Genomic DNA, 21535 nt, shown 5'->3' with positions numbered 1-21535 from the left:
CAGGGTCGACATGGATGGTCAGGGAACCTGTCCGAGGCTGAGGCCCGATGGATCACGACAGGACCTCGGGCCCGTGGGTGCTGGGCCGTCCGCGAAGACTGCGGACGGCCCAGCACGCTTTGATGATCCACGAGTTCGTTGCAGCGACAGACGGAAAGTGAGACCGATGAGCGCCCCCTGGCCTGACCGCGTGCAACCGCACCCCCGCAGGATGGACATCGCGCTAATCCTGGGGCTGCTGGCATTCTCCGTCGCCGGGACCGTATTCAGCAGCTTCGTCCTTGACCAGCAGCTCGCGATCTGGCCCGGGGTGCTGCAGTCGGCGATCGGCTGCGCCGCCCTCCTCTGGCGCCGCAGCCACCCCCGCACGGTAGTGGCAGTCAACGCACTGTGCGCTGCGGTCGACGCCTCGCTGGGGTATCTGCTCACCCCCTTGCTGCAAGGCCCGCTCATGGCAGCGCTCTACTCCCTGGGCCTGTTCACCGATCGCAAGAACACGCGCATCGGCGCCGTCCTCACCGCCGCGCTCCTGGTCGCCACTGCCCTCGTCGTCAACCCGAGCCATCACAATCTGCTGCTCGCCACGCTCAACCCCGTCGCCTGGGTCTTCCTTCCGGCCGTCCTGGGCACTGCCGTGCAGCTCCGCCGCGACTACGTTGCTGCGGTACGTGCCCGTGCCGAAGACGCAGAACAGACACGCGAAGAAGAAGCCCGTCGCAGAGTCGCTCAAGAACGCATACGGATCGCCCGCGAATTGCATGATGTGGTCGCCCACCATCTGGCCCTGGCCAACGCCCAGGCCGGCACCGCCGCGCACCTGGTGCGCGTCCATTCTGATCAGGCAGGTGCAATGCTCGACAGCCTGAAGGAGACCACCGCGTCAGCTCTGCGTGAGATGAAGGCAACCGTCGGGCTCTTGCGCCAGGACAACGAATCCGAACCCTTGGGACCTGCCCCCGGGCTGGATCAACTCGAAGAACTGATGGCAGCGTTCGCCACAGCTGGTCTCACCGTCCGGATCGAGATCGAAGGCGAGGCCAGACCGCTACCACCCGGAGCGGACCTGAGCGCGTACCGAATCGTGCAGGAAGCCCTGACCAACGTCACCAAACACGCCGCCACCACGACAGCCCACGTCCGCCTCGTCTACTCAGCGGACCGGCTGACGCTGACAATCAGCAACGACGGCGTCAGCGTTTCGGTCGCGCCTCCCTCCGGTCGCGGCTTCGGACTCATTGGCATGCAAGAGCGCGCCCACTCCGCCGGCGGAACGCTGCATGCAGGACCCCGCCCAGAAGGCGGCTTCGAAGTGACGTGCACTCTGCCCCTGCCACCACACCACACCACCGACAGCCAGAAGGAAGCCGAACGACATGACCACCGTCCTGCTCGCCGACGACCAGGCCCTCCTTCGGGCCACCTTCCGTATCCTCATCGACACCACCCCTGACATGACCGTGGTCGGTGAGGCCGTCGACGGAAGCGAAGCGGTTGACCTCGCACGCGCCCACCACCCCGACGTCGTCCTCATGGACATCCGTATGCCCGGAACCGACGGCCTGGCCGCAACCGTCACCATCTGCTCCGATCCCGACTTGGCGGACACCCGTGTCCTCATCCTCACCACGTTCGAAAACGATGAATACGTTGCCAAGGCCCTCCGTGCCGGAGCGAGCGGCTTTCTGGGCAAGGACGTCAGCACCGACGTGCTCCTGACCGGCATTCGCACCGTGGCCGCAGGCGAATCACTACTTTCCCCCCTCGCAACCCGGGCACTCATCACCCGCTTCCTGGCCGCGCCCGAACCTGAAGCCCAGCTGGCATCCCCAGAGCGTCTCAATGACCTCACCGCCCGCGAACGCGAAGTGATGGCCCTGGCTGCCCACGGAATGTCCAACACCGAGATCGCCGAAGAACTCGTCGTCAGCCCCCTTACCATCCGCAGTCACATCCACCGCGCCATGACGAAGCTCCACGCCCGCGACCGCGCACAACTCGTCGTGATCGCGTACCAGAGCGGCCTCGTGCAAGCCTGACCCCTGCGGGCGGAGGCCACGACCGGTCGACTCGGCAACGGAATCGCCGTCGACCTGAAGACGCTGACCGACCTGTGCCAGTGACAGCGACACGGCAGATCAACCCAGGTGAGAACAAGCAGGAAGCCGGCTCCAACCCGTTTGAACCCGCTCGCCCAACTGCCACGAACTTACGCAGGACGTGCTGGTTCCGCGCTTCCGCACCTCCGCGAACCCGCGCGCGTGAGTCCTTGAGCTGACACTGCGGAGGACGAACCCGGACCTGAAACAGCGAGGGACGCTCGTCCGCGTGCAGCCGGGAGAGAAGTCCGTACGCCGACAACGGGCACGCCCTGGCTGGCGTCCTTAGCGAAGAGCGGAACCTGCTCGTCGTCCATAGGCTGGACTGACGAACTCTTCGGACGCCCTGCTCAGCGCCGCGCCCAGATGAGGATGGCAGCAAGATGGAGTGCGGCCTGGTAGGCGATGGCGAGTTTGTCCGTCCGCATGGCCAGGCCGCGCCACTGCTTGCGTCGGGCAATGCACCGCTCGACGGCATTGCGCTCCTTGTACGTCTCAGCGTCGAAGCCGGGCGGGCGCCCTCCGGTCCGGCCACGCCGCAAGCGGTGGCTGATCTGATCGGCGGGCTGCGGGATGACCGCACGGATGCCGCGTCGACGGAGGTGCCCACGAATCGCGCGGGAAGAGTAGGCGCGATCCGCCAGGACGACCGCAGGGCGGGTTCTTGGCCTGCCGAGTCCGCTCCGCGGGATCCGGATGCCGGCCATGACCACCTAGAAGGCCGGCGCGTCACCGGCCTGGCCCGCAGTAACGTGGATAGACAAAGGCCGGGCCTGGCTGTCACTGGCCAGGTGGACCTTCGTGCTCAAGCCACCGCGAGAACGTCCGAGCGCGTGGTCCTCGGGCTCGGACCGGCCAGGTGCCCCCCTTTTTCTGGCTCCGGCCGAATGCTGGTGAGCCCGGCAGACGGTGGAGTCCACCGAGACGGTCCAACCCACGTCGTCATCAGCATCCGCCACTGCAAGAACTGCTGCGAGAATCCGTTCCCATGTACCGTCCACGGCCCACCTGATCAGACGCTTGTGAGCGGTCTGAAAAGGTCCGAACTCCTCTGGCAGGTCGCGCCAGGGCGAGCAGGTGCGGTACTTCCACGCGATGGCTTCCAGCGTCCGGCGGTGGTCCGCCCACCGTCGTCCACGGACCGGATCGGCCGGCATCAACGGCTCGATCCGGCCCCACATCGCATCAGTGATCACTAACCGGACAGACACATCCGATCAACTGATCAACCCATCAAAGAGACACGCCCTAGGTCCGGACAGGGCCTAGGGCGTGTTTGAGAAGTAGCGTCGTCCGCCCATCGGGCGGGGCCCACGGCGTCTGGTGCGTGCGATCGCAAGGCGGAGGATCAGCCCCGTAGATGGACCGGACGTACTTGGATGACTCCGACAACGCGGCGAGCGCGCGTGCCAGGCGTCGTGGGCCAGACGGGACTTCTCAAACACGCCCTAGTCGTAGTCCGGGTAGCCCCAGTCCAGATCGACCACCGCCGACGGCGCGGCGCTCCGGACCGCCTCCGTGACGTCCTTCTCGAACGCCGTGCTCCACACGCCGAAACCCCGAACGCTCAACGGCCACTTGCCCGTTGTCACCTTCACCGATATCGGCTCCTTGAACTTCCGGAGCTGTACCTCGTTCTGGATCCCGTGCTCGGTCAGGACCGCCGCCAGCACGCCCTTCACCGCCTCCGCCTCGTCGAGGGATTCGAGCGTGCCGACGCGCAGCGCGAGATGAATGTTCACAGACATGCGCCGCACCCTACCGAGCGGACCACGGCACCACCGGGGAGCGGTAGTAGTCGATACCCAGTGCCGTCAGCCTCGGCCCCTGGGCCGCCAGGCGTTCCCTGTACGTGTCCCAGTCCCGCGCCGACTGCGGGGACCAGCCGATCTCCGCGACTCCCGGCAGCCTCGGGAACGCCATCCTCTCGATGTGGTCGCTGGTCGACAGCGTCTCCGACCAGAGCGGCGCCTCGACGCCCAGCACCGCCTCCGGGGCGGCACCCGCGTCCGCGAGATAGGCCGCCGGGTCCCAGTCGTACGAGCGGTCAACCTCGACCAGACCGGCCCAGGTCAGGCCCAGGTCGGTGTTCCGGTCGTACTTCATGTCGAGATAGACCCGGTCGGCCGGGGAGAGGATCAGCTTCGTGCCCGTCTTCGTCGCCTCGGCGACCTGGGCGCGCTCGGCGGCGCCCGTGGCGTCGTAGCCCCAGTACTGCGCGACTGCGCCCTTCACCGGGTCCGCGCCGGTCAGCTGGTGCCAACCCACCACGGTCTTCCCGTACTTGGCCACGGCCGCCTGCGTCCGCCGCATGAACTCCACATAGTCCGCATGGCTGGTGGAGTGCGCCTCGTCGCCGCCGATGTGCAGATATCTGCCGGGCGTCAGGGCGGCCAGCTCACGCACCACGTCGTCCACGAAGTCGTACGTGATCTCCTTCGTCGCGCACAGCGAGCTGAAGCCGACGGCCGTGCCGGTGTAGAGCGGCGGCGCGACGCCGTCGCAGTTCAGGTCGGCGTACGAGGCGAGCGCCGCGTTCGTGTGGCCCGGCATGTCGATCTCCGGGACGACTTCGAGATGGCGCGAGGCGGCGTAACGCACCAGTTCGCGGTACTGGGCCTTGGTGTAGTACCCGCCGGGGCCGCCGCCGACCTGGGTCGAGCCGCCGTACGCCGCGAGCCGGGGCCAGGAGTCGATCGCGATGCGCCAGCCTTGGTCGTCGGAGAGGTGCAGATGCAGGGTGTTGATCTTGTAGAGGGCCAACTGGTCGATGTAGCACTTGACTTGCCCGACGGTGAAGAAGTGCCGTGAGACGTCGAGCATCGCGCCCCGGTAGGCGTAGCGCGGTGTGTCGGTGATGGTGCCGCCCGCGACCTTCCAGGGGCCGGGCTGCCTGGTGCGGCTCTCCACCAAGGCCGGGAGGAGCTGGCGCAGCGTCTGGACGCCGTGGAAGAGCCCGGCGGGCTCACGGGCGGTGAGGGTGACGCCGGCACGGTCGGACTCCAGACGGTAGCCCTCGTCGCCGAGCGCCCGATCCCGGTCACCGGACGTCAGCCGCAGCCGGATCCCGTCGTCGCCCCGGCCCCGGCCCCGGTCGTCGTCGGTGATCCGCAGGTCGTAGCCGGTGGAGGGCCGCAGCAGCCCCGCGAGATAGGTGCCGACGCGCCGTGCCTCGTGGGAGTCCTCGTCCACCCGGATCCGGGTCGAGGAGGTGAGGGAGTACGGCGCGCCGCCCGGCCGCACCGAGGCGGGCGCCGGGACGATGTCGCCGAGCGGCGTGACACTGGACGCGGCGACGGATGGCGCGACGGGAGCCGCGACGGCCCCGGACGCGGCCACGCACGAGAACAGGGCGACACCGACGAGCAGCGGGCCGGCCAGCCGCACGGACGCGGATCGGCGGGAGTGGAGTCGGGGGGAGGTGGGGGATGTTCCGTGCTGTCTCACAGACGTGCCCCTTCGACGGAGGTCAACTGTGGTGCGGAGCGACCGAACCTTTCCATCGGACTCCCCGGTCCCGTCCGGGTCAAGGTGCGGACCGCTCTTCTCTTCGGCGCCCCGGTGGAACAATCGCCCCATGGCGGAAATCATCCAGAGGGACGGCACTTGGACCTTCGACGGCGACACCGTGCGCATCGTGCCCGGCAGCGACAAGCGTGTGAGTCCGCTGCGCAAGTCGCTCGGCGAAGTCGCCGTGCCGCTCGGGGCGTTGGCGGGCATCACCTTCGAGCAGGGGCGTAGGTCGGGGCGGCTCAGGCTGCGGCTGCGGGAGGGCGCCGACCCGCTGGCGAGGGTCGCCGGGGGCAAGCTGGACGACGGCTCCGACCCGTACCAGCTGAGTGTGGACAGCGACCGCACGGGCGTCGCCGAGTACTTCGTGGACGAGGTGCGCAACGCCCTGCTGCTGGACGAGGTCGACTCGGGGCCCACCGACCGCTATCTGCTGCCCGGCCCCTCCCTGCCGATCACGATGGGCGCCGGCGACGGGACCGCGAGCTTCGACGGCGAGCTGATCCGGCTGGAGTGGAACTGGAAGACCGAGGAGTCCAAGTCCTCGCGGGGGATGACCACCCTCGCGATCGGCGATGTGGACGGCGTGGAGTGGCGGCCGAGCGCCGGGATGGAGAACGGCTTCCTGCGTTTCGTGGTCGGCAGGGGCAATTCCCCGGCGCCCAAGTACGACCCGCACTCCGTGGAGCTGTACGGCTTCCGGAAGGACCCGCTGATGGCGCTGGTCGCCGCCGCCGTGGTGGCCCGGCTGCCGCACCCGAACGCGGCGCCCGCCACGGCCCCCGGCCTCACCAAGGCCCCCGACGGCGCCGACGTGCCCGCGCAGCCGGCCGCGGGCGGCGACGATCATGACGCGCTGCTGCGCAGGCTCCGTGAGCTGGGCGAACTGCACCAGGCCGGGATCCTCACGGAGGAGGAGTTCACGACCGCCAAGCAGGCCGTACTGAAGCGTCTCTGAGCACCGCCCCGCCGGAGATCATGGTCACTCCTGCCCGGATTCGGGCAGGATTCTTGCAAAGAACCGCCCTGCACCCGCAGTATCTACGGGTGCTCGAACGCCGTTCACCCTCGCCTCACGACGACCTCGTCGACCATCTGGTCCGCAGTACCGCGCTCCCGCGCGGCGAGGCGGCCCGGGTGGTTCTGGACGTCCTGGCGTATTTCGACGAGACCACCGAGGAGTTCGTCCGGCGCAGACACCGCGAGCTCCAGGCCGGCGGCGCCGCGAACCCGGAGATCTTCGAGCGGATCGCGGCGGAACTGCCGCACCGCGCGGTGGCACCGCCCGAGCTGTCCCTCAGGCAGCTCCGGCGGATCGTCTACGGCTGAGTGACGCCGAACCGCGGCGAGCCGCGGCGAGCCGCGGCCGGCTGCGGAGCGTACGGCCACACACCGTCCACGGACGGCAGGCGGTCGGGCACACCACTGAACATTGGCGGAGAGGCAGAGACTGATATGTGCGGAATCGTCGGTTACATCGGACGGCGTGACGTCGCTCCACTGCTGCTGGAGGGCCTCCAGCGGCTGGAGTACCGGGGCTACGACTCCGCGGGCCTGGTCATCACGGGCAAACCGGCAGCCGGCAAGTCCGCGGCCCTGAAGATGGTCAAGGCCAAGGGCCGCGTCCGTGAGCTGGAGTCCCGCGTCCCCAAGCGCTTCGCCGGCACCACCGGCATCGCGCACACCCGCTGGGCCACCCACGGCGCCCCGAGCGACCACAACGCGCATCCGCACCTCGACCCGGAGAACAAGGTCGCCGTCGTCCACAACGGGATCATCGACAACGCCACCGACCTGCGCGTGAAGCTGGAGGCCGACGGTGTCGTCTTCCTCTCCGAGACCGACACCGAGGTCCTGACCCATCTCATCGCGCGCTCGCAGGCCGAGACGCTGGAGGAGAAGGTCCGCCAGTCCCTGAAGCTGGTCGAGGGCACGTACGGCATCGCCGTCCTGCACGCCGACTTCGCCGACCGTATCGTCGTCGCCCGCAACGGCTCGCCCGTCGTCCTCGGCATCGGCGAGAAGGAGATGTTCGTCGCGTCCGACGTCGCCGCGCTGGTCTCCCACACCCGCCAGGTCGTCACCCTCGACGACGGCGAGATGGCCACCATCAAGGCCGACGACTTCCGTACGTACACGACCGAGGGCTCGCGCACCTCGGCCACGCCGACCACCGTGGAGTGGGAGGCCGAGTCGTACGACATGGGCGGCCACGACACGTACATGCACAAGGAGATCTCCGAGCAGGCCGACGCCGTGGACCGGGTGCTGCGCGGCAGGATCGACGACCGGTTCTCGACCGTGCACCTGGGCGGCCTGAATCTGGACGCGCGCGAGGCCCGCGGGGTGCGGCGCATCAAGATCCTCGGTTGCGGCACCTCATACCACGCGGGGCTCATCGGCGCCGGGCTCATCGAGTCGCTGGCGCGGATCCCGGCGGACGCGGAGCCGGCGTCCGAGTTCCGTTACCGCAATCCCGTCGTGGACCCCGACACGCTCTACATCGCCGTGTCGCAGTCGGGCGAGACGTACGACGTCCTGGCCGCCGTGCAGGAGCTCAAGCGCAAGGGTGCCCGGGTGCTCGGCGTCGTCAACGTCGTCGGCTCGGCGATCGCCCGCGAGACCGACGGCGGTGTGTACGTGCACGCGGGCCCGGAGGTCTGTGTCGTCTCCACGAAGTGCTTCACCAACACGGTGGTGGCCTTCGCACTGCTCGCGCTGCACCTGGGCCGTATCCGCGACCTGTCGGTCGCCGACGGCAAGCGGATCATCACGGGGCTGCGCGCCCTGCCCGCCCAGATCGCGGAGATCCTGGAGTCCGAGGCGGAGATCAAGAAGATCGCGGACGAGTACGCGGACGCGAAGTCGATGATGTTCATCGGCCGGGTGCGCGGCTATCCGGTGGCTCTTGAGGCCTCCCTGAAGCTCAAGGAGATCTCGTACATCCACGCCGAGGCCTATCCGGCCTCCGAGTTGAAGCACGGACCGCTCGCGCTCATCGAACCGGCCCTGCCGACCGTGGCGATCGTGCCGGACGACGATCTGCTGGAGAAGAACCGCGCGGCGCTGGAGGAGATCAAGGCCCGCAGCGGCCGGATCCTCGCGGTCGCGCACCAGGAGCAGCCGAAGGCCGACCAGACGATCCTGGTGCCGAAGAACGAGCCGGAGCTGGACCCGATCCTGATGGGGATTCCGCTCCAACTGCTCGCCTACCACACGGCGCTGGCGCTGGGCCGGGACATCGACAAGCCGCGCAACCTGGCGAAGTCCGTGACGGTGGAGTAGCCATGACGGCGCGTCAGCCGCACCGAAGCAGCCGGTGCGGGGCTAGGGAATGACCACGACGGGCCGCCTGGCCCGTCGTGCCAGCCGTCCCGCCACCGTGCCGAAGATGCGTCCGACTATGCCGTGCGTGGAGCCGACGACGATCGCGTCGGCCGCGTACTCCTGGCCGACCTCTTCGAGCTCGTGACAGATGTCGCCGCCGCGCTCGACGAGGATCCACGGCACCTCGGTGAGGTAGTCGGCGCAGGCCAGTTCGAGACCGAGCACCTCGGTGCGGTGGTCCGGCACGTCCACGAAGACCGGCGGCTCGCAACCCGCCCAGACGGTGGTGGGCAGCCGGTTGGCCACATGCACGATGATCAGGGCGGATCCGAGTCTGCGGGCCATTCCGACGGCATACGCGAGCGCGCGCTCGCTGGACGTCGACCCGTCGAATCCGACGACCACTCCGTGCCGGAAGGCCGGGTCGCAGGAAGTGCGTGTCTCTTCCGCCGCTTGCAGGTCCGACGCGTGGTCGGTCAACTGCTCGCGGTCAGCGGGTTCGGGGATTTCGTGACCGGCCATCGATGTCTCGGCGAGGAAGGTCCTTGTGTGAAGGAGCAACAATTGACGGGGCAACGGTGCTGTGTCTGGGAATCATCTTCCCAACCCCTTACCCGCAAGGGTACGGCGGCACTCCTCATCTGCCCAGGCATGGCCGCCGCACACGCGACGTATCAGGGGAGCATGCCCGAGCCCGCCAGGTATCGCAACGCCCGATGGCCCGTACACAAGGACGCGAGGGGCGGGCCACCCGGGGGGTGGTAAGTGACCGGACGGCCGGACACCTCGTTGATCATGGGTCCGGCCCGTAGTCGACGCAGTCAATCCAGTCACCACAGCCACCCCCGCCATCAGGGAGCTCACGTGTCCGTACGACCGCAGCACCACGGCTCCTCCCCCTCGGACCCTCGGCCCGCGCCGGCCGCGTCGCCCGCTTCCGCCGAGTCCGCGAGCGATGTGGTTCGCTGGGCCGCCTTCAGCTGCGTACTCGTGCCGGTGGTGCTCGTCGTGTTCGGGACCTCCGTCGGCGGAGCCGCCGTCCCCGCGCTTGGGCTGCTCGCCGTGACGGCGGCCTGCCGGCTCCTGCTGCGCCGCTCGGAGCGCTCGCTCCGGGACCGACGTACGGTGGGTAACACCAGGCCCCAGGGGGCGCGTCGGGGCGCGCGTACGCATGACTGAAGCGCGCCGGTCCGCTGACGCTTCCGGGCCCGCACACCCGTAAGGTTTCAGCCAACTTCACCCCTGCGACCGATCCTTGGCGAAATGGCCTGCCAACCCCCTTGTCACCAGGGCAGAGAGGTCCTTTCCGGCCGCGAACCGCCTACGGGGACGGGCCATGCGCGCGAGGCGCACTTCCCTGTGGGCCGCGCGAGTGGAACGCTTCGTGATCGAATGCTTCGCGCCAAGTTGCCTTGTCGACATAGCGCCGGATGGAGAACTTGTCACGCCGGCACCACGGGACACAGTAGATTCGATCATGAGTAGCGAACAGTGGGGTCCCGTGCAAAACCGAGGGGAATCGTGCAGGAGCGAAAGACCCGACACGAACGGGGAGACGCGAACACCGAGGGGGGCTTAGCGCCATGAGCCAGGACTCCATTGCCGCACCGGAGTCAGCACGGAAGCTTTCCGGCCGCCGCCGCCGGGAGGTCGTCGCAGTGCTGCTCTTCAGTGGCGGGCCAATCTTCGAGAGCTCCATCCCGCTCTCCGTGTTCGGCATCGACCGTCAGGATGCCGGGGTTCCGCGATACCGGCTGCTCGTGTGCGGTGGGGAGGAAGGTCCGCTCCGCACCACCGGCGGGCTCGAACTCACCACGCCCTACGGGCTGGAGGCGATCGGCAGAGCGGGCACGGTGGTCGTCCCGGCGTGGCGCTCCATCACCTCGCCGCCGCCGCCCGAGGCCCTGGACGCGCTGCGCCGCGCGCACGAGGAGGGCGCCCGGATCGTCGGACTGTGCACGGGCGCGTTCGTGCTCGCGGCGGCAGGCCTCCTGGACGGCCGGCCGGCGACCACGCACTGGATGTACGCGCCGACGCTCGCCAAGCGGTACCCGTCCGTCCATGTGGATCCGCGTGAACTGTTCGTCGACGACGGCGATGTGCTCACCTCCGCGGGGACGGCGGCCGGAATAGATCTGTGTCTGCACATCGTGCGCACGGATCACGGGACGGAGGCCGCCGGGGCACTGGCGCGCAGGCTCGTCGTCCCGCCGCGGCGCAGTGGCGGCCAGGAGCGCTATCTGGACAGGTCTTTACCAGAGGAGATCGGCTCCGACCCGCTCGCCGAGGTCGTGGCCTGGGCACTGGAGCATCTGCACGAGCAGTTCGACGTGGAGACTCTGGCCGCCCGCGCCTATATGAGCCGCAGGACGTTCGACCGCCGTTTCCGTTCGCTCACCGGCAGCGCGCCGCTTCAGTGGCTGATCACTCAGCGCGTGCTCCAGGCGCAGCGGCTGCTGGAGACCTCCGACTACTCGGTGGACGAGGTCGCCGGCCGCTGCGGCTTCCGCTCGCCGGTGGCGCTGCGCGGGCACTTCCGGCGTCAGCTGGGCTCGTCCCCCGCCGCGTACCGGGCCGCCTACCGGGCCCGCCGTCCGCACGGGGACCAGCTCGCGCCGGCGCCGGCGGAGCAGGTCGTACCGCCCCAGGCATCCCCGGGGTCCAGACGGCCCGCGCCTACGGCGGCCCTGCCGCCGGTGCCGGAGCCGGTCAAGTCCTACTCGGAGGCCTTCGCCTCCGGCCAGGGCCGCCCGAGCCTGCCCGGTCAGCGGAGCGCACCGTAGGGTAAGGCGCATGAACGATCGAATGGTGTGGATCGACTGCGAGATGACCGGGCTCTCGCTGACGGAGGACGCACTCATCGAGGTGGCCGCGCTGGTCACCGACTCGGAGCTGAACGTGCTCGGCGAAGGGGTCGACATCGTCGTGCGTCCCCCGGACGCGGCGCTGGAGACCATGCCCGAGGTGGTGCGGCAGATGCACACCGCCTCGGGCCTGCTCGACGAGCTGGCGGGCGGCACCACCCTGGCCGACGCCGAGGAGCGGGTGCTGGCGTACGTACGCGAGCACGTCAAGGAGCCGGGGAAGGCGCCGCTGTGCGGCAACACGGTCGGCACCGACCGCGGCTTCCTGCTGCGGGACATGCCGGAGCTGGAGGGCTACCTCCACTACCGGATCGTGGACGTCTCCTCGGTCAAGGAGCTGGCGCGCCGCTGGTACCCGCGCGCCTACTTCAACAGCCCGGAGAAGAGCGGCAACCACCGGGCGCTTGCGGACATCCGCGAGTCCATCGCGGAGCTGCGCTACTACCGTGAGGCGGTCTTCGTACCGCAGCCGGGCCCGGACTCGGACACGGCGAAGGCGATCGCGGCGAAGCACGTGCTGTGACCGAAGGGAGCGCCCTGCGGTCCCCGGCATAAGTCGGGCGCGAGCACCCTCGCGGACCCTGTACACTTTTTCTCGGCCGGTCGGGTACAGGATTGACCGGACATGGTGGGTATAGCTCAGCTGGTAGAGCACCTGGTTGTGGTCCAGGATGTCGCGGGTTCAAGTCCCGTTACTCACCCTGAGGAATGAAGGGCCGGTTCGCGTGAGCGGACCGGCCCTTCGCCGTGTCGCCCCCCGGTCCTTGACACCTCTCGGACGAGCGGGGACCCTCGACCCACCCATGGGAGCGCTCCCACTCCCCATGCCCGCTCAAGGAAGGACGTCATGCGCACACATTCCCGTGCGTCCCGCCGGCTGGTGGGGCTCGTGGCCGTCGTCGCGCAAGGCCACCACCGCCGGCGGGCGGACCGTGGGCCTCGGCACGGACATCGGGCCGGGGGCAATCTGCTGCCGCAGGGACCTCTTCGCCAAGGCCGGGCTGCCCACCGACCGCAGGGCCGTCGGGAAGCTGTGGGCGGGCGACTGGCGGAAGTATCTGGCGGCGGGGAAGCGGTACCGGGCGAAGGCGCCCAGGGGGACCGTCTTCGTCGACTCGGCGTCCGGGGTGATGGCGGCGATCACGGGCAGAGCGGCAACCCCACCGTGCAGGTCGCGCTCACGGGGCTCGGCCGGGGCTACATTCCCGACCAGTCGGTGATCATGGCCGGTGCCCTGCTCGGTACGCTGCCGCTCCTGCTGGCCTTCGTGATCTTCGGCAAGCATATTGTCGGTGGCATCATGACCGGTGCGGTCAAGGGCTGACCGCGCGTTTCTCCCCGACCCGGAGCGCACTCATGTCCCTCAGTTTCCCGTCCGACTTCATATGGGGCACCGCCACCGCCGCCTACCAGATCGAGGGCGGCGCCCGGGAGATCGGCCGTACCCCGTCGATCTGGGACACCTTCAGCCACACCCCCGGCAAGGTCGAGAACGGCGACACCGGGGACACCGCCGCCGACCACATCCACCGCCGGGCCGAGGACGTGCGCCTCATGGCGGACCTGGGCGTGAACGCGTACCGCTTCTCGGTCTCCTGGTCGCGCGTCCAGCCCATCGGGCGCGGCCCGGCCGTCCAGCGCGGTCTGGACTTCTACCGCAAGCTCGTCGACGACCTGCTGGAGCGCGGCATCCGGCCCGTCCTCACGCTCTACCACTGGGACCTGCCGCACGATCTGGAGACGGCGGGCGGCTGGCCTGTGCGCGAGACGGCTTTCAGGTTCGCGGAGTACGCGCGCATCCTCGGTGACGCGCTCGGCGACCGCGTGGACCGCTGGGTGACCCTCAACGAGCCCTGGTGCAGCGCGTTTCTGGGGTACGCCTCCGGGGTGCACGCGCCCGGCCGTACGGATCCGGTGCTCGCGCTGCGGGCCGCGCACCATCTCAACCTCGGCCACGGTCTCGCCACGCAGGCGCTGCGTACCGTGCTGCCCAGACGCGCGCAGGTGACCGTCTGCCACAACGCCGCGGCGGTACGGGCCCGTTCGCAGTCGCCGGACGACCTGGACGCGCGGCGCCGTGTCGATGCGCTGGCGAACCGGATCTTCACCGGGCCGATGCTGTCGGGCGCGTACCCCGAGGACCTGTTCAAGGACACCGCGCGGATCACGGACTGGTCCTTCGTGAAGGCCGACGACGCGGTGACGATCCATCAGCCGCTGGACTGGCTGGGCATCAACTACTACACCCCGCACCTGGTGTCGGCCGCGACAGGCACCGGCGCGGACGCCGACCGCCGGGACACCCGCGGCCACGCGCCGGGCACGGCCGGGAAGTCGCCCTGGCCCGGCGCCGAGTCCGTGACGTTCCATCAGCCGCCGGGCGAGGTCACCGAGATGGGCTGGTCGGTCGATCCGACGGGGCTGTACGACGTACTGATGCGCTACACCCGCGAGGCACCCGGCGTACCGCTGGTGATCACGGAGAACGGCGCGGCGTACGACGACAGGCCGGACGCGGAGGGTCTGGTGCACGACCCGGACCGCATCCGCTTCCTGCACGGGCATCTGTCGGCGGCGCACCGCGCGATGGCCGACGGGGCGGACGTACGCGGCTACTTCCTCTGGTCGCTGCTGGACAACTTCGAGTGGGAGCGGGGCTACGGGAAGCGGTTCGGCGCGGTGCACGTCGACTACGGGACGCAGGCCCGTACGCCCAAGTCCAGCGCCCGCTGGTACGCGCGGCTGACGGAGACGGGCGTGCTGCCCGACCCGCCCGCGTAGCGCTTCGGGGCGCGCCCCGGCCGGGTGGGGGGTTCGGTAGGCCGGCCGGGACGCGGGGGGGTGGCGACCGGTGGGGGACGGCAGCCGTGCGGTTGATGCGGTCTCGGGCAGTACGCTAGCCGCTCCCAACCGGACAAGTCACCAATAACGGGCGGGCGTTGGCGTTCTTGAGGTCCCCTTAAGGAACCATTGCGAGGGGATTAATGGTTGGCCCGGCGGCGCAGCCGGTGGCCGCGGCTCTCCCCGGTGGCGCGCGTGGCGCGCTGCCCGCCGAGCCCGATCCAGATCCGTATCTCCGTGCCGCCGAGCACGGAGCGCCCGATGCGTACGTCTCCGCCGGTCGACTCGGCGACCCGGCGCACGATGTCGAGCCCGAGTCCCGTCGAGCCCTCGCCGGCCCCGCTGTTGCCGCGTACGAGGGCCGCCTCGGGGTCCGCGATCCCCGGCCCCGCGTCCGAGACGAGGACGATCACGGCGTCCTCCGCGTGGTGGACGTCGACGGCGAAGGCGGTGCCCTCGGGGGTGTGCCGGAAGACGTTCCCGAGCAACGCGTCGAGGGCCGCCGCCAGTTCGGGCCTCGCGACCGGGATACGGACCGGGCGGCCGACCCCGGCCAGCCGTACCTCCCGGCCCTCGTCCTCGGCCAGTGCCGACCAGAAGTCCATGCGCTCGCGGATGACCTCGGAGACGTCGCAGCCCACGCCTGGCGTCGTCGCGCGGGTCTGCGGCTTGGCCTTGCGAGCGGTACGGATGATGGTGTCGACCTCGCGTTCGAGCTGTGCGACGGCCGCCCGTGTCTGGTCGGCGGCCGGACCCTCGCCCAGCGACGCGGCGTTGAGGCGCAGCACGGTGAGCGGGGTGCGCAGCCGGTGTGAGAGGTCGGCGGCCAGTTCCCGTTCGTTGGCGAGGAGTTGGACCACCTGGTCGGCCATCGAGTTGAAGGCGATGGCCGCCGACCGCAGCTCCGTCGGGCCACTCGTAGGGACCCGCGCGCCGAGTCTGCCCTCGCCCAGGTCGTGGGCGGCGCCCGCGAGCCGCTGCGCGGGCTGGACCATCCGTACGCCGAGCCGGTCGGCGACGGCGACCGAGCCCACGATCAGGGCGACGCCCACACCCGCGAGCACCAGCCAGGCGGTGGTGACCCCGTTGGAGACCTCGTTCTCGGGGACGAACACCTCGATGATGGCGACCTTGCCGGTGGAGATCGCGATCGGCTGAAGGAGCGCGGAGCCGCCGCTGACCTCGGTGATGGAGGCCCTGCCGAGCCGCTCGGTGGCGCGCAGGTCCTTCTGCGCGGCCCGTCGGGTGCCGATCTCCATGGGCACGCTGCCCGGCTCGCCGGAGGCGGGCACATGGACGGCCAGCTGTCCGGTGTCCCCGATGGGGCTGGACTGGACGGCCCATTCGAGCTGTTCGCGGCCCTGGGCGATGGAGAGCACGGGGCCGAGGGTCGCGGCCTGCCGTTCGGCGTTGGAGAAGGCCCGGTCCTTGGCCATCTCCTTGATGACGAGCCCGAGCGGGACGGCGAAGGCGAGAACGACCATGGCGGTCACCGCCAGCGAGACCCTGACCAGTGCCCACCTCATGACAGGGGCTCGTACGCGCCGGGGCCGGACGCCGGCGCCCGGGGGGCCGGCGGCTCCAGCTTCACACCGACGCCGCGCAGGGTGTGCAGATAGCGGGGCCGGGCGGCCGTCTCCCCCAACTTCCGCCGCAGCCACGACAGATGGACGTCGATGGTCTGGTCGTCGCCGTACGACTGCTGCCACACCTCGGCCAGCAGTTCCTTGCGTGCGACCACCACGCCCGGACGTCCCGCGAGGAAGGTGAGCAGGTCGAACTCACGCCGCGTCAGATCCAGCCGGGCGCCGTCGAGTTCGGCCTGGCGGCGCAGTGGGTCGATGGCCAGCCCGCCGACGCGGATGACCCGCGAGGGCGGGTCCTCGGCGGCGGTGGCGCGCGAGCGGCGCAGCACGGCGGCCATCCGGGCCGAGAGGTGCTCCACCGAGAACGGTTTGGTGAGGTAGTCGTCGGCGCCGTCGTTCAACAGCCGTACGATCTCCGCCTCGTCGTCCCGCGCCGTGGCGATGATGACCGGCACGTCGGTGATCCCGCGCAGCATCTTCAGCGCCTCGGAGCCGTCGAGATCGGGCAGCCCGAGGTCGAGGATGACCACGTCGAACCGGAAGTGGGCGACCTCACGCAGCGCCTCCAGGGCGGTGCCGACGCTCCGTACGGTGTGGGAGGCCTCGGTCAAGTGCCTGATGAGGGCGGAGCGTACGAACTGGTCGTCCTCGACCACGAGCACACTTGGCATGGGCGGCACCGTACGCCATCCGGGCGGCCGGGGGGTGCCGGTCGTCCGGGAACGCGGACGGAAGGACAGGCGCGGGGCGGGTGGTGCAGTATGGGCCCCGATGCGCAGAGGACTCGTACATGCCATGGCGTGGACGCTGGCGACCGGGTCGGCGGTCACGCTGTCGTGGTGGGGCGTGCACACCGTCGTGGTGGGCACGGTGTACGACCGGCCGCGGGCGCTGCCGATCACCGGGGAGAACACGACGACGCAGCGCGCCAGGCCGCAGTCCTCGTCGACGCACCGCCCGCCGAGCCCGCCGCCGCCCTCACCCACGAAGTCCGCGGCGTCCTCGAAGGCTCCGGACACCTCGAAGTCGCCGGACGACAAGCCGTCGGCGACCCCGCCCGCGGACGCGCCGGAGCCGAGCCGGTCGTCGGACCCGGGCCCGGACCCCACGGCGGACGCCAATGTGAAGAGCTATCCCGTCGACGGCGGGCGGGTCGTCTTCGACCTCGGCCCGGAGTCGGCGGAGCTGGTCTCGGCGACGCCGGAGGCCGGCTGGCAGATGCAGGTGTGGAAGCAGGACTTCTGGATCCGGGTGACGTTCACGCGGGACGACCGGGAGGTCTCGGTCTTCTGCACCTGGCACGACTCGGCGCCCCGGGTACAGATCGACGAGCGGTAGGGCCTGTCCTTCGGATCAGGCCCTGAGTGCCGTACGGGGCAAGGGCGTTCAGTCGAAGGAACCGGGCGGCGGTACGGGCGAGGGCCGGGCGTTCGCGTCGGTGACGGGGGCGGCGCCGCCGGTGAAGTCCCTGAGGGAGCGCCCGTGTTCGACCCGGCCCGGATACGGGTCGCCCGCGACCCGGCGCGTCAGCTCGGCGATCGGCAACTCCCGGTCGGACGCGAGGAGTACGGCGTTGCCGAAGCGCCGGCCACGCAGCACGGCCGGGTCGGCGGCGAGGGCCAGCTCCGGGAAGACGGTGGCGGCCGTGGCGATCTGGGACCGCAGATGCGCGAGCGGCGGGCCGTCGGCGAGGTTGGCCGCGTAGCCGCCGCCGGGGGTGAGCACGCGCCGTACGTCGGCGAGGAATTCGGCGCTGGTGAGATGCGCCGGGATACGGGCATCGTCGAAGACGTCCGTGATCACCAGGTCCGCCCAGCCGTCGGGCATCTTGGCGAGCCCGGCCCGCGCGTCGAGTGAGCGGACCCGGATCCGGGCGCCCGGGTCCAACGGGAGTTCTCTGCGGACGAGTTGGACCAGGGGCGCGTCGAGTTCCACGATCTGCTGCGTGGACCGGGGGCGGGTCGCGGCGACGTAACGGGCGAGTGTGAAGGCGCCTCCGCCCAGGTGCACGACGTGCAGGGGGCGGCCCGCGGGCGCGACGAGATCGGCGAAGTGGCCGAGCCTGCGCTGGTAGGAGAAGGAGAGATGCGTCGGGTCGGCGAGATCGACGTGCGACTGCGGGGCTTCGTCGATCAGCAGCGTCCAGGCACGTGCGCGCTCGCGGTCGGGCACCAGCTCGGCGAGCCCGCCGTCGACCTGCTCGGTGACGCTCTCGGATCCAGCTCCTGCCCCGGTCTCGGGGGCGCCTCGTCCACGTCGTCTGTTCTTCGCCGCCGGGTTCTTCGCCACCGGTCCATTATCGCCCGGCGGCGGTCGCCGGCGTTCGCTACCGGTGGCCGTCCGCGGCCTCGATCAGCCGGGCCGCCTCGCCGAGGGCCTCCCGCAGCACCGCCGGGTCCGTGACCTCCCCGGTCCCGGAGTCCGGGGGCAGCAGCCACGCACCGCCGGTGACGGGCGGCTCGGCCGGCACCCGGAGCCCCCGGCCCGCCGTCTCCGTACACGCGCTGCCGGGCATGTCCCAGCGCGCCGCCGTGCCGGGCGGCACCAGAAAGCCGAGGTTGTCGCAGTTGCCGTCGAGGAGCACGGGCCCCACCGCCGGCGCCTCGCCCGCGCCCCGGCGCAGGATGTCGACGGCCTCAAGACCCTGCCGGGCCGGCACGGTCACCAGGTCGCAGGGCCCGCCGTGGCCGGCGGCGGGGTCGCCGGGCGGCGACTCGCTCGCCTCGGCGGTGGGCGTGTGCTGAGCAGTCGTCCATGAGCTGTCACTGGTCTTCATACCGACCTCCAACTCCAAGAAGGGCGAGCCCTCCTCGTCGAGTGGAGACACATGGCGCGTCTCCGCATGGTTCAACGCGCCGAGGCGTCAACAGCTACGGCGAGAGTCCGCCGCAAAGAGTGGCAGTTCATGGCAGATCGAGGGTGAGATATCCGGTTTGTAGCCAAACCCTGTGTAGGCAACTCGTCACAACCGGTACCTTCTTGGACGCCGGAGCGCCGGGAGCGCCGGTCAAGAGGTGAACCGGCAAGCAGGACCCAGGAGTTCCAAGAGAGGTCTCGGCCATGGTGTCGACCAGGGCAGTTCCCAATCTCACCTTCCGCCGGCTGCGCGGTCGTCGCTCGCCTGGGGAGTTCGCGGCGGCCGTACGCAGGGCGGCACGGGAGATCGGTGAACAAGTCGCGTGCGACGCACGTTATATCGGACGGGTGGAGGCCGGCGAGATCCGCTGTCCCAACTACGCGTACGAACGCGTCTTCCTCCATATGTTCCCCGGCCTCACCCTGGCCGACCTGGGCTTCTCGGCGCGCGAGACCGTCCGTGGCCGGGCGTCCAGACAGAAGGCCGACGCCGCTCCGGCGCCGGCCCCCGTCACAACCCCGACTCCACCCCCGACCCCGGTGTACAGCGACACAGGCGACATCAGCGAGGAGAGCGACGTGCGGCGTCGCGCATTCATGACCGGCGGCACCGCCTCGATGGCTGCCGCCTCTCTCGGTATCGGCGCCGCCCCGGCGGCGGCCGTGCCCAGCCCCCGGCGGGTGGGTGAGGCCGAGGTGAGCGCCCTGGAGGAGGCGGTACGCCGGATCAGGCTGCTGGACGACCGGCACGGCGCCGACGGGCTGTACCGGCGGGCGGCGCAGCCGCTGCGGACGGCGTACGCGCTCCTCGACGCGGGCGCCGCCACGCGCGGCGCGACGGCCGGCCGGCTGCACGCGAGCGCGGGCGAACTGGCCATCTCGGTGGGCTGGCTGGCGCACGACTCGGGGCGCTTCGACGACGCGCGCTCGCACTACGCGGAGGCACTGGCGACCGCACGGGTCGCCGGTGACGCGGGAGTTGAGGCGCACGCGTTCTGCAACACCTCGTTCCTGGCGAGGGACGCGGGCCGGCACCGTGAGGCGGTCCGCGCGGCGCAGGCCGGCCGGCGTGCGGCCCGGGACCTGGCCTCGCCGCGGCTGCTGTCACTCCTCTCGCTGCGCGAAGCGGGCGGCTGGGCCGGGCTCGGGGACCGTACGGGCTGCGAGCAGTCCCTCGGCCAGGCGCACACGCTCTTCGAGAGCGGGCCGTCGGCCGCCGATCCTGAGTGGATGTCGTTCTTCGGCGAGCCCGAACTGGAAGTGCTGGAGGCGCAGTGCCGCGCGGCACTGGGCGACTGGTCGGCGGCGGCCCGGCACGCGTACCGGGCCACGGTCCTCCAGGACCCGCACTTCACCCGTAATCTCGCCCTCTACCGGGCGGAGTTGGCCGTGGACCTGGGGCACGCGGGCTCCCTCGACGAGGCCGCAGCCGCCGGGCACCGGGTGCTCGACCTGATGGACGAGGTCCAGTCGTCCCGTATCCAGGGCATACTCGCGGGGATGGTGCGGGTGCTGCTGCCCCGGCGGCGTACGGCGGAGGTCGGCGCCTTCCTGGACCGCCACGCGTCGGCGGCGTCGACGGCGCACCGGAGCTGACGGACCGAGAACCGGCCCGGCGCGCGGGGGCGGACGGCGGGGTCAGCCCGCGAGATGCCCCGTGTCGTTCCAGATGTCGATCGCCGGCGCCCCGTACGCCCAGTCCAGGACGGACAGCGACGTCGGCGCCAGCCGGATCCGGGACGCGAAGGACACGTCCTCGCCCAGCCAGCGCGCGCCGATCGCGCGCAGGATGTGGCCGTGCGCGAAGACCAGCACGTCACGGTCGGCCGAGCGCGCCCAGTCCACGACCTCGTCGGCGCGCGCGGCGACCTCGGCCAGGGTCTCGCCGTCGGGGACGCCGTCGCGCCAGATGAACCAGCCCGGCCGCACCGCCTGGATCTGCGCCGGGGTCATGCCCTCGTACGCGCCGTAGTCGAACTCCATCAACGCGTCCCAGGGGCGCGCCCGTCCGGCGAACCCGGCGAGTGCGCAGGTGTCGCTCGCGCGCAGCAGCGGGCTGGTGCGGATCTCCACGTCGGGCAGGCCGGACCACGGCCCGCGCTGCAGCCGCTCCCCGAGCAGCTTCGCGCCGCGCCTGCCCTCGTCGAGCAGAGGGACATCCGTCCTGCCGGTGTGCCTGCCGGACAGCGACCACGCCGTCTGACCGTGCCGGGCGAGGAGGATGCGCGATGCCATGGGAGCTCTCCCTGAGGTTCACAACAGGTGCCCTGCCATCATCCCGCACCTGAACACGGGGCAACCTTCGGGACGGTCCCGGCGTCCCCCTGATCAGCCGACGATCACGTCGCCGGGTGCTTCTGTTGACGCACGAGGGTTCGCAGGGGACCCCTCGCATGCGCGCGATCGCCTACACCGTACGGTTGAACGTCGGCGAAAGGCCGCGTAAAGCATGAGG

The 21535-nt window shown here is 70.5% G+C and carries 19 protein-coding genes, 1 tRNA gene and 3 pseudogenes; 14 read left to right on the top strand and 9 right to left on the bottom strand.

What is annotated here, in order from left to right; translation table 11 throughout:
• Window positions 1-211: 211 nt before the first annotated feature.
• Together OIE74_RS25340 and OIE74_RS25335 are read left to right on the top strand one after the other, a co-directional pair.
• The gene (locus OIE74_RS25340; RefSeq protein ID WP_329387400.1) at window positions 212-1450 is read left to right on the top strand and encodes a sensor histidine kinase; all 1239 of its coding nucleotides are present in this window, start codon (window positions 212-214) and stop codon (window positions 1448-1450) included.
• A complete protein-coding gene (locus OIE74_RS25335; RefSeq protein WP_329387398.1) occupies window positions 1374-2036 on the top strand; it encodes a response regulator transcription factor in 663 nt (220 codons plus the stop codon). The genes OIE74_RS25340 and OIE74_RS25335 overlap by 77 nt, the downstream gene beginning before the upstream one ends.
• 410 nt (window positions 2037-2446) lie before the next feature.
• Here the strand turns inward: OIE74_RS25335 and OIE74_RS25330 are convergent.
• The 3 genes and pseudogenes from OIE74_RS25330 to OIE74_RS25320 all read right to left on the bottom strand — a co-directional run bounded on the left by OIE74_RS25330 (window position 2447) and on the right by OIE74_RS25320 (window position 5543).
• Window positions 2447-3307: pseudogene (locus OIE74_RS25330) on the bottom strand (IS5 family transposase).
• A gap of 237 nt (window positions 3308-3544) precedes the next feature.
• A complete protein-coding gene (locus tag OIE74_RS25325; RefSeq protein ID WP_329387396.1) occupies window positions 3545-3844 on the bottom strand; it encodes a hypothetical protein in 300 nt (99 codons plus the stop codon).
• Window positions 3845-3854: 10 nt separating this feature from the next.
• The gene (locus OIE74_RS25320) at window positions 3855-5543 is read right to left on the bottom strand and encodes a beta-N-acetylhexosaminidase (protein WP_443076225.1); all 1689 of its coding nucleotides are present in this window, start codon (window positions 5541-5543) and stop codon (window positions 3855-3857) included.
• A gap of 130 nt (window positions 5544-5673) precedes the next feature.
• On the opposite strand from OIE74_RS25320, the gene OIE74_RS25315 reads away from it, so the two are divergent.
• The 3 genes from OIE74_RS25315 to glmS all read left to right on the top strand — a co-directional run bounded on the left by OIE74_RS25315 (window position 5674) and on the right by glmS (window position 8891).
• The gene (locus OIE74_RS25315) at window positions 5674-6564 is read left to right on the top strand and encodes a DUF4429 domain-containing protein (protein ID WP_329387392.1); all 891 of its coding nucleotides are present in this window, start codon (window positions 5674-5676) and stop codon (window positions 6562-6564) included.
• An 89-nt stretch (window positions 6565-6653) separates the two neighbouring features.
• Window positions 6654-6935, top strand: a complete 282-nt coding sequence (locus OIE74_RS25310) for a hypothetical protein (protein ID WP_329392436.1) — start codon at window positions 6654-6656, stop codon at window positions 6933-6935.
• 126 nt (window positions 6936-7061) lie between these two features.
• A complete protein-coding gene (gene glmS, locus OIE74_RS25305) occupies window positions 7062-8891 on the top strand; it encodes a glutamine--fructose-6-phosphate transaminase (isomerizing) (RefSeq protein ID WP_329387390.1) in 1830 nt (609 codons plus the stop codon).
• Between the two features lie 42 nt (window positions 8892-8933).
• On the opposite strand, the gene OIE74_RS25300 is transcribed toward glmS, so the two are convergent.
• Complete coding sequence (locus tag OIE74_RS25300) at window positions 8934-9455, bottom strand: universal stress protein (RefSeq protein WP_329387388.1); 522 nt, start codon at window positions 9453-9455, stop codon at window positions 8934-8936.
• Between the two features lie 342 nt (window positions 9456-9797).
• Between OIE74_RS25300 and OIE74_RS25295 the strand changes: the two genes are divergently transcribed.
• The 7 genes and pseudogenes from OIE74_RS25295 to OIE74_RS25265 all read left to right on the top strand — a co-directional run bounded on the left by OIE74_RS25295 (window position 9798) and on the right by OIE74_RS25265 (window position 14578).
• Window positions 9798-10112 (top strand): hypothetical protein, encoded by a 315-nt coding sequence (locus OIE74_RS25295; protein ID WP_384199309.1) that lies wholly within the window; start codon window positions 9798-9800, stop codon window positions 10110-10112.
• A gap of 404 nt (window positions 10113-10516) precedes the next feature.
• Window positions 10517-11716, top strand: a complete 1200-nt coding sequence (locus OIE74_RS25290; RefSeq protein ID WP_329387386.1) for a GlxA family transcriptional regulator — start codon at window positions 10517-10519, stop codon at window positions 11714-11716.
• A gap of 10 nt (window positions 11717-11726) precedes the next feature.
• Window positions 11727-12320: an oligoribonuclease gene (gene orn, locus OIE74_RS25285; protein WP_329387384.1), complete on the top strand. Its 594-nt coding sequence runs from the start codon at window positions 11727-11729 to the stop codon at window positions 12318-12320.
• Window positions 12321-12425: 105 nt separating this feature from the next.
• Window positions 12426-12498 (top strand) — tRNA-His (locus OIE74_RS25280).
• Window positions 12499-12702: 204 nt separating this feature from the next.
• Window positions 12703-12954, top strand: a pseudogene (locus OIE74_RS25275) (carbohydrate ABC transporter substrate-binding protein); the annotation flags it as partial.
• Window positions 12945-13121: pseudogene (locus OIE74_RS25270) on the top strand (carbohydrate ABC transporter permease); the annotation flags it as partial. The pseudogenes OIE74_RS25275 and OIE74_RS25270, both read left to right, overlap by 10 nt.
• 32 nt (window positions 13122-13153) lie before the next feature.
• A complete protein-coding gene (locus OIE74_RS25265; RefSeq protein WP_329387382.1) occupies window positions 13154-14578 on the top strand; it encodes a glycoside hydrolase family 1 protein in 1425 nt (474 codons plus the stop codon).
• Window positions 14579-14778: 200 nt separating this feature from the next.
• On the opposite strand, the gene OIE74_RS25260 is transcribed toward OIE74_RS25265, so the two are convergent.
• On the bottom strand, window positions 14779-16164 hold the full coding sequence (locus tag OIE74_RS25260; protein ID WP_329387380.1) for a sensor histidine kinase: 1386 nt from the start codon (window positions 16162-16164) through the stop codon (window positions 14779-14781).
• Window positions 16161-16895: a response regulator transcription factor gene (locus tag OIE74_RS25255; protein WP_329387378.1), complete on the bottom strand. Its 735-nt coding sequence runs from the start codon at window positions 16893-16895 to the stop codon at window positions 16161-16163. The genes OIE74_RS25260 and OIE74_RS25255 overlap by 4 nt, the downstream gene beginning before the upstream one ends.
• A gap of 124 nt (window positions 16896-17019) precedes the next feature.
• Here OIE74_RS25255 and OIE74_RS25250 point away from each other — a divergent pair, with 124 nt between their 5' ends.
• Window positions 17020-17562: a hypothetical protein gene (locus OIE74_RS25250; RefSeq protein ID WP_329387376.1), complete on the top strand. Its 543-nt coding sequence runs from the start codon at window positions 17020-17022 to the stop codon at window positions 17560-17562.
• A 48-nt stretch (window positions 17563-17610) separates the two neighbouring features.
• Here OIE74_RS25250 and OIE74_RS25245 read toward each other — a convergent pair whose 3' ends face one another.
• A complete protein-coding gene (locus tag OIE74_RS25245) occupies window positions 17611-18513 on the bottom strand; it encodes a spermidine synthase (RefSeq protein ID WP_443076224.1) in 903 nt (300 codons plus the stop codon).
• A 37-nt stretch (window positions 18514-18550) separates the two neighbouring features.
• Window positions 18551-19000 (bottom strand): hypothetical protein, encoded by a 450-nt coding sequence (locus OIE74_RS25240; protein WP_329392433.1) that lies wholly within the window; start codon window positions 18998-19000, stop codon window positions 18551-18553.
• A 284-nt stretch (window positions 19001-19284) separates the two neighbouring features.
• On the opposite strand from OIE74_RS25240, the gene OIE74_RS25235 reads away from it, so the two are divergent.
• A complete protein-coding gene (locus OIE74_RS25235; RefSeq protein WP_329387373.1) occupies window positions 19285-20676 on the top strand; it encodes a tetratricopeptide repeat protein in 1392 nt (463 codons plus the stop codon).
• Between the two features lie 42 nt (window positions 20677-20718).
• Here OIE74_RS25235 and OIE74_RS25230 read toward each other — a convergent pair whose 3' ends face one another.
• The gene (locus tag OIE74_RS25230; protein WP_329387370.1) at window positions 20719-21315 is read right to left on the bottom strand and encodes a histidine phosphatase family protein; all 597 of its coding nucleotides are present in this window, start codon (window positions 21313-21315) and stop codon (window positions 20719-20721) included.
• Window positions 21316-21535: the final 220 nt, after the last annotated feature.

Source organism: Streptomyces sp. NBC_01716, from assembly GCF_036248275.1.
In the GTDB taxonomy this organism is placed as follows: domain Bacteria; phylum Actinomycetota; class Actinomycetes; order Streptomycetales; family Streptomycetaceae; genus Streptomyces.
The sequence above is the reverse complement of the archived record's forward strand: the minus strand, read 5'-3'. Positions and strand labels throughout refer to the sequence as shown.

Coding starts and splice junctions, on each gene's coding strand:
- OIE74_RS25340 (WP_329387400.1), top strand. CDS start 212: ATGGACATCGCGCTAATCCTGGGGCTGCTGGCATTCTCCGTCGCCGGG.
- OIE74_RS25335 (WP_329387398.1), top strand. CDS start 1,374: ATGACCACCGTCCTGCTCGCCGACGACCAGGCCCTCCTTCGGGCCACC.
- OIE74_RS25325 (WP_329387396.1), bottom strand. CDS start 3,844: ATGTCTGTGAACATTCATCTCGCGCTGCGCGTCGGCACGCTCGAATCC.
- OIE74_RS25315 (WP_329387392.1), top strand. CDS start 5,674: ATGGCGGAAATCATCCAGAGGGACGGCACTTGGACCTTCGACGGCGAC.
- glmS (WP_329387390.1), top strand. CDS start 7,062: ATGTGCGGAATCGTCGGTTACATCGGACGGCGTGACGTCGCTCCACTG.
- OIE74_RS25300 (WP_329387388.1), bottom strand. CDS start 9,455: ATGGCCGGTCACGAAATCCCCGAACCCGCTGACCGCGAGCAGTTGACC.
- OIE74_RS25290 (WP_329387386.1), top strand. CDS start 10,517: ATGAGCCAGGACTCCATTGCCGCACCGGAGTCAGCACGGAAGCTTTCC.
- orn (WP_329387384.1), top strand. CDS start 11,727: ATGAACGATCGAATGGTGTGGATCGACTGCGAGATGACCGGGCTCTCG.
- OIE74_RS25265 (WP_329387382.1), top strand. CDS start 13,154: ATGTCCCTCAGTTTCCCGTCCGACTTCATATGGGGCACCGCCACCGCC.
- OIE74_RS25260 (WP_329387380.1), bottom strand. CDS start 16,164: ATGAGGTGGGCACTGGTCAGGGTCTCGCTGGCGGTGACCGCCATGGTC.
- OIE74_RS25255 (WP_329387378.1), bottom strand. CDS start 16,895: ATGCCAAGTGTGCTCGTGGTCGAGGACGACCAGTTCGTACGCTCCGCC.
- OIE74_RS25250 (WP_329387376.1), top strand. CDS start 17,020: ATGGCGTGGACGCTGGCGACCGGGTCGGCGGTCACGCTGTCGTGGTGG.
- OIE74_RS25240 (WP_329392433.1), bottom strand. CDS start 19,000: ATGAAGACCAGTGACAGCTCATGGACGACTGCTCAGCACACGCCCACC.
- OIE74_RS25235 (WP_329387373.1), top strand. CDS start 19,285: ATGGTGTCGACCAGGGCAGTTCCCAATCTCACCTTCCGCCGGCTGCGC.
- OIE74_RS25230 (WP_329387370.1), bottom strand. CDS start 21,315: ATGGCATCGCGCATCCTCCTCGCCCGGCACGGTCAGACGGCGTGGTCG.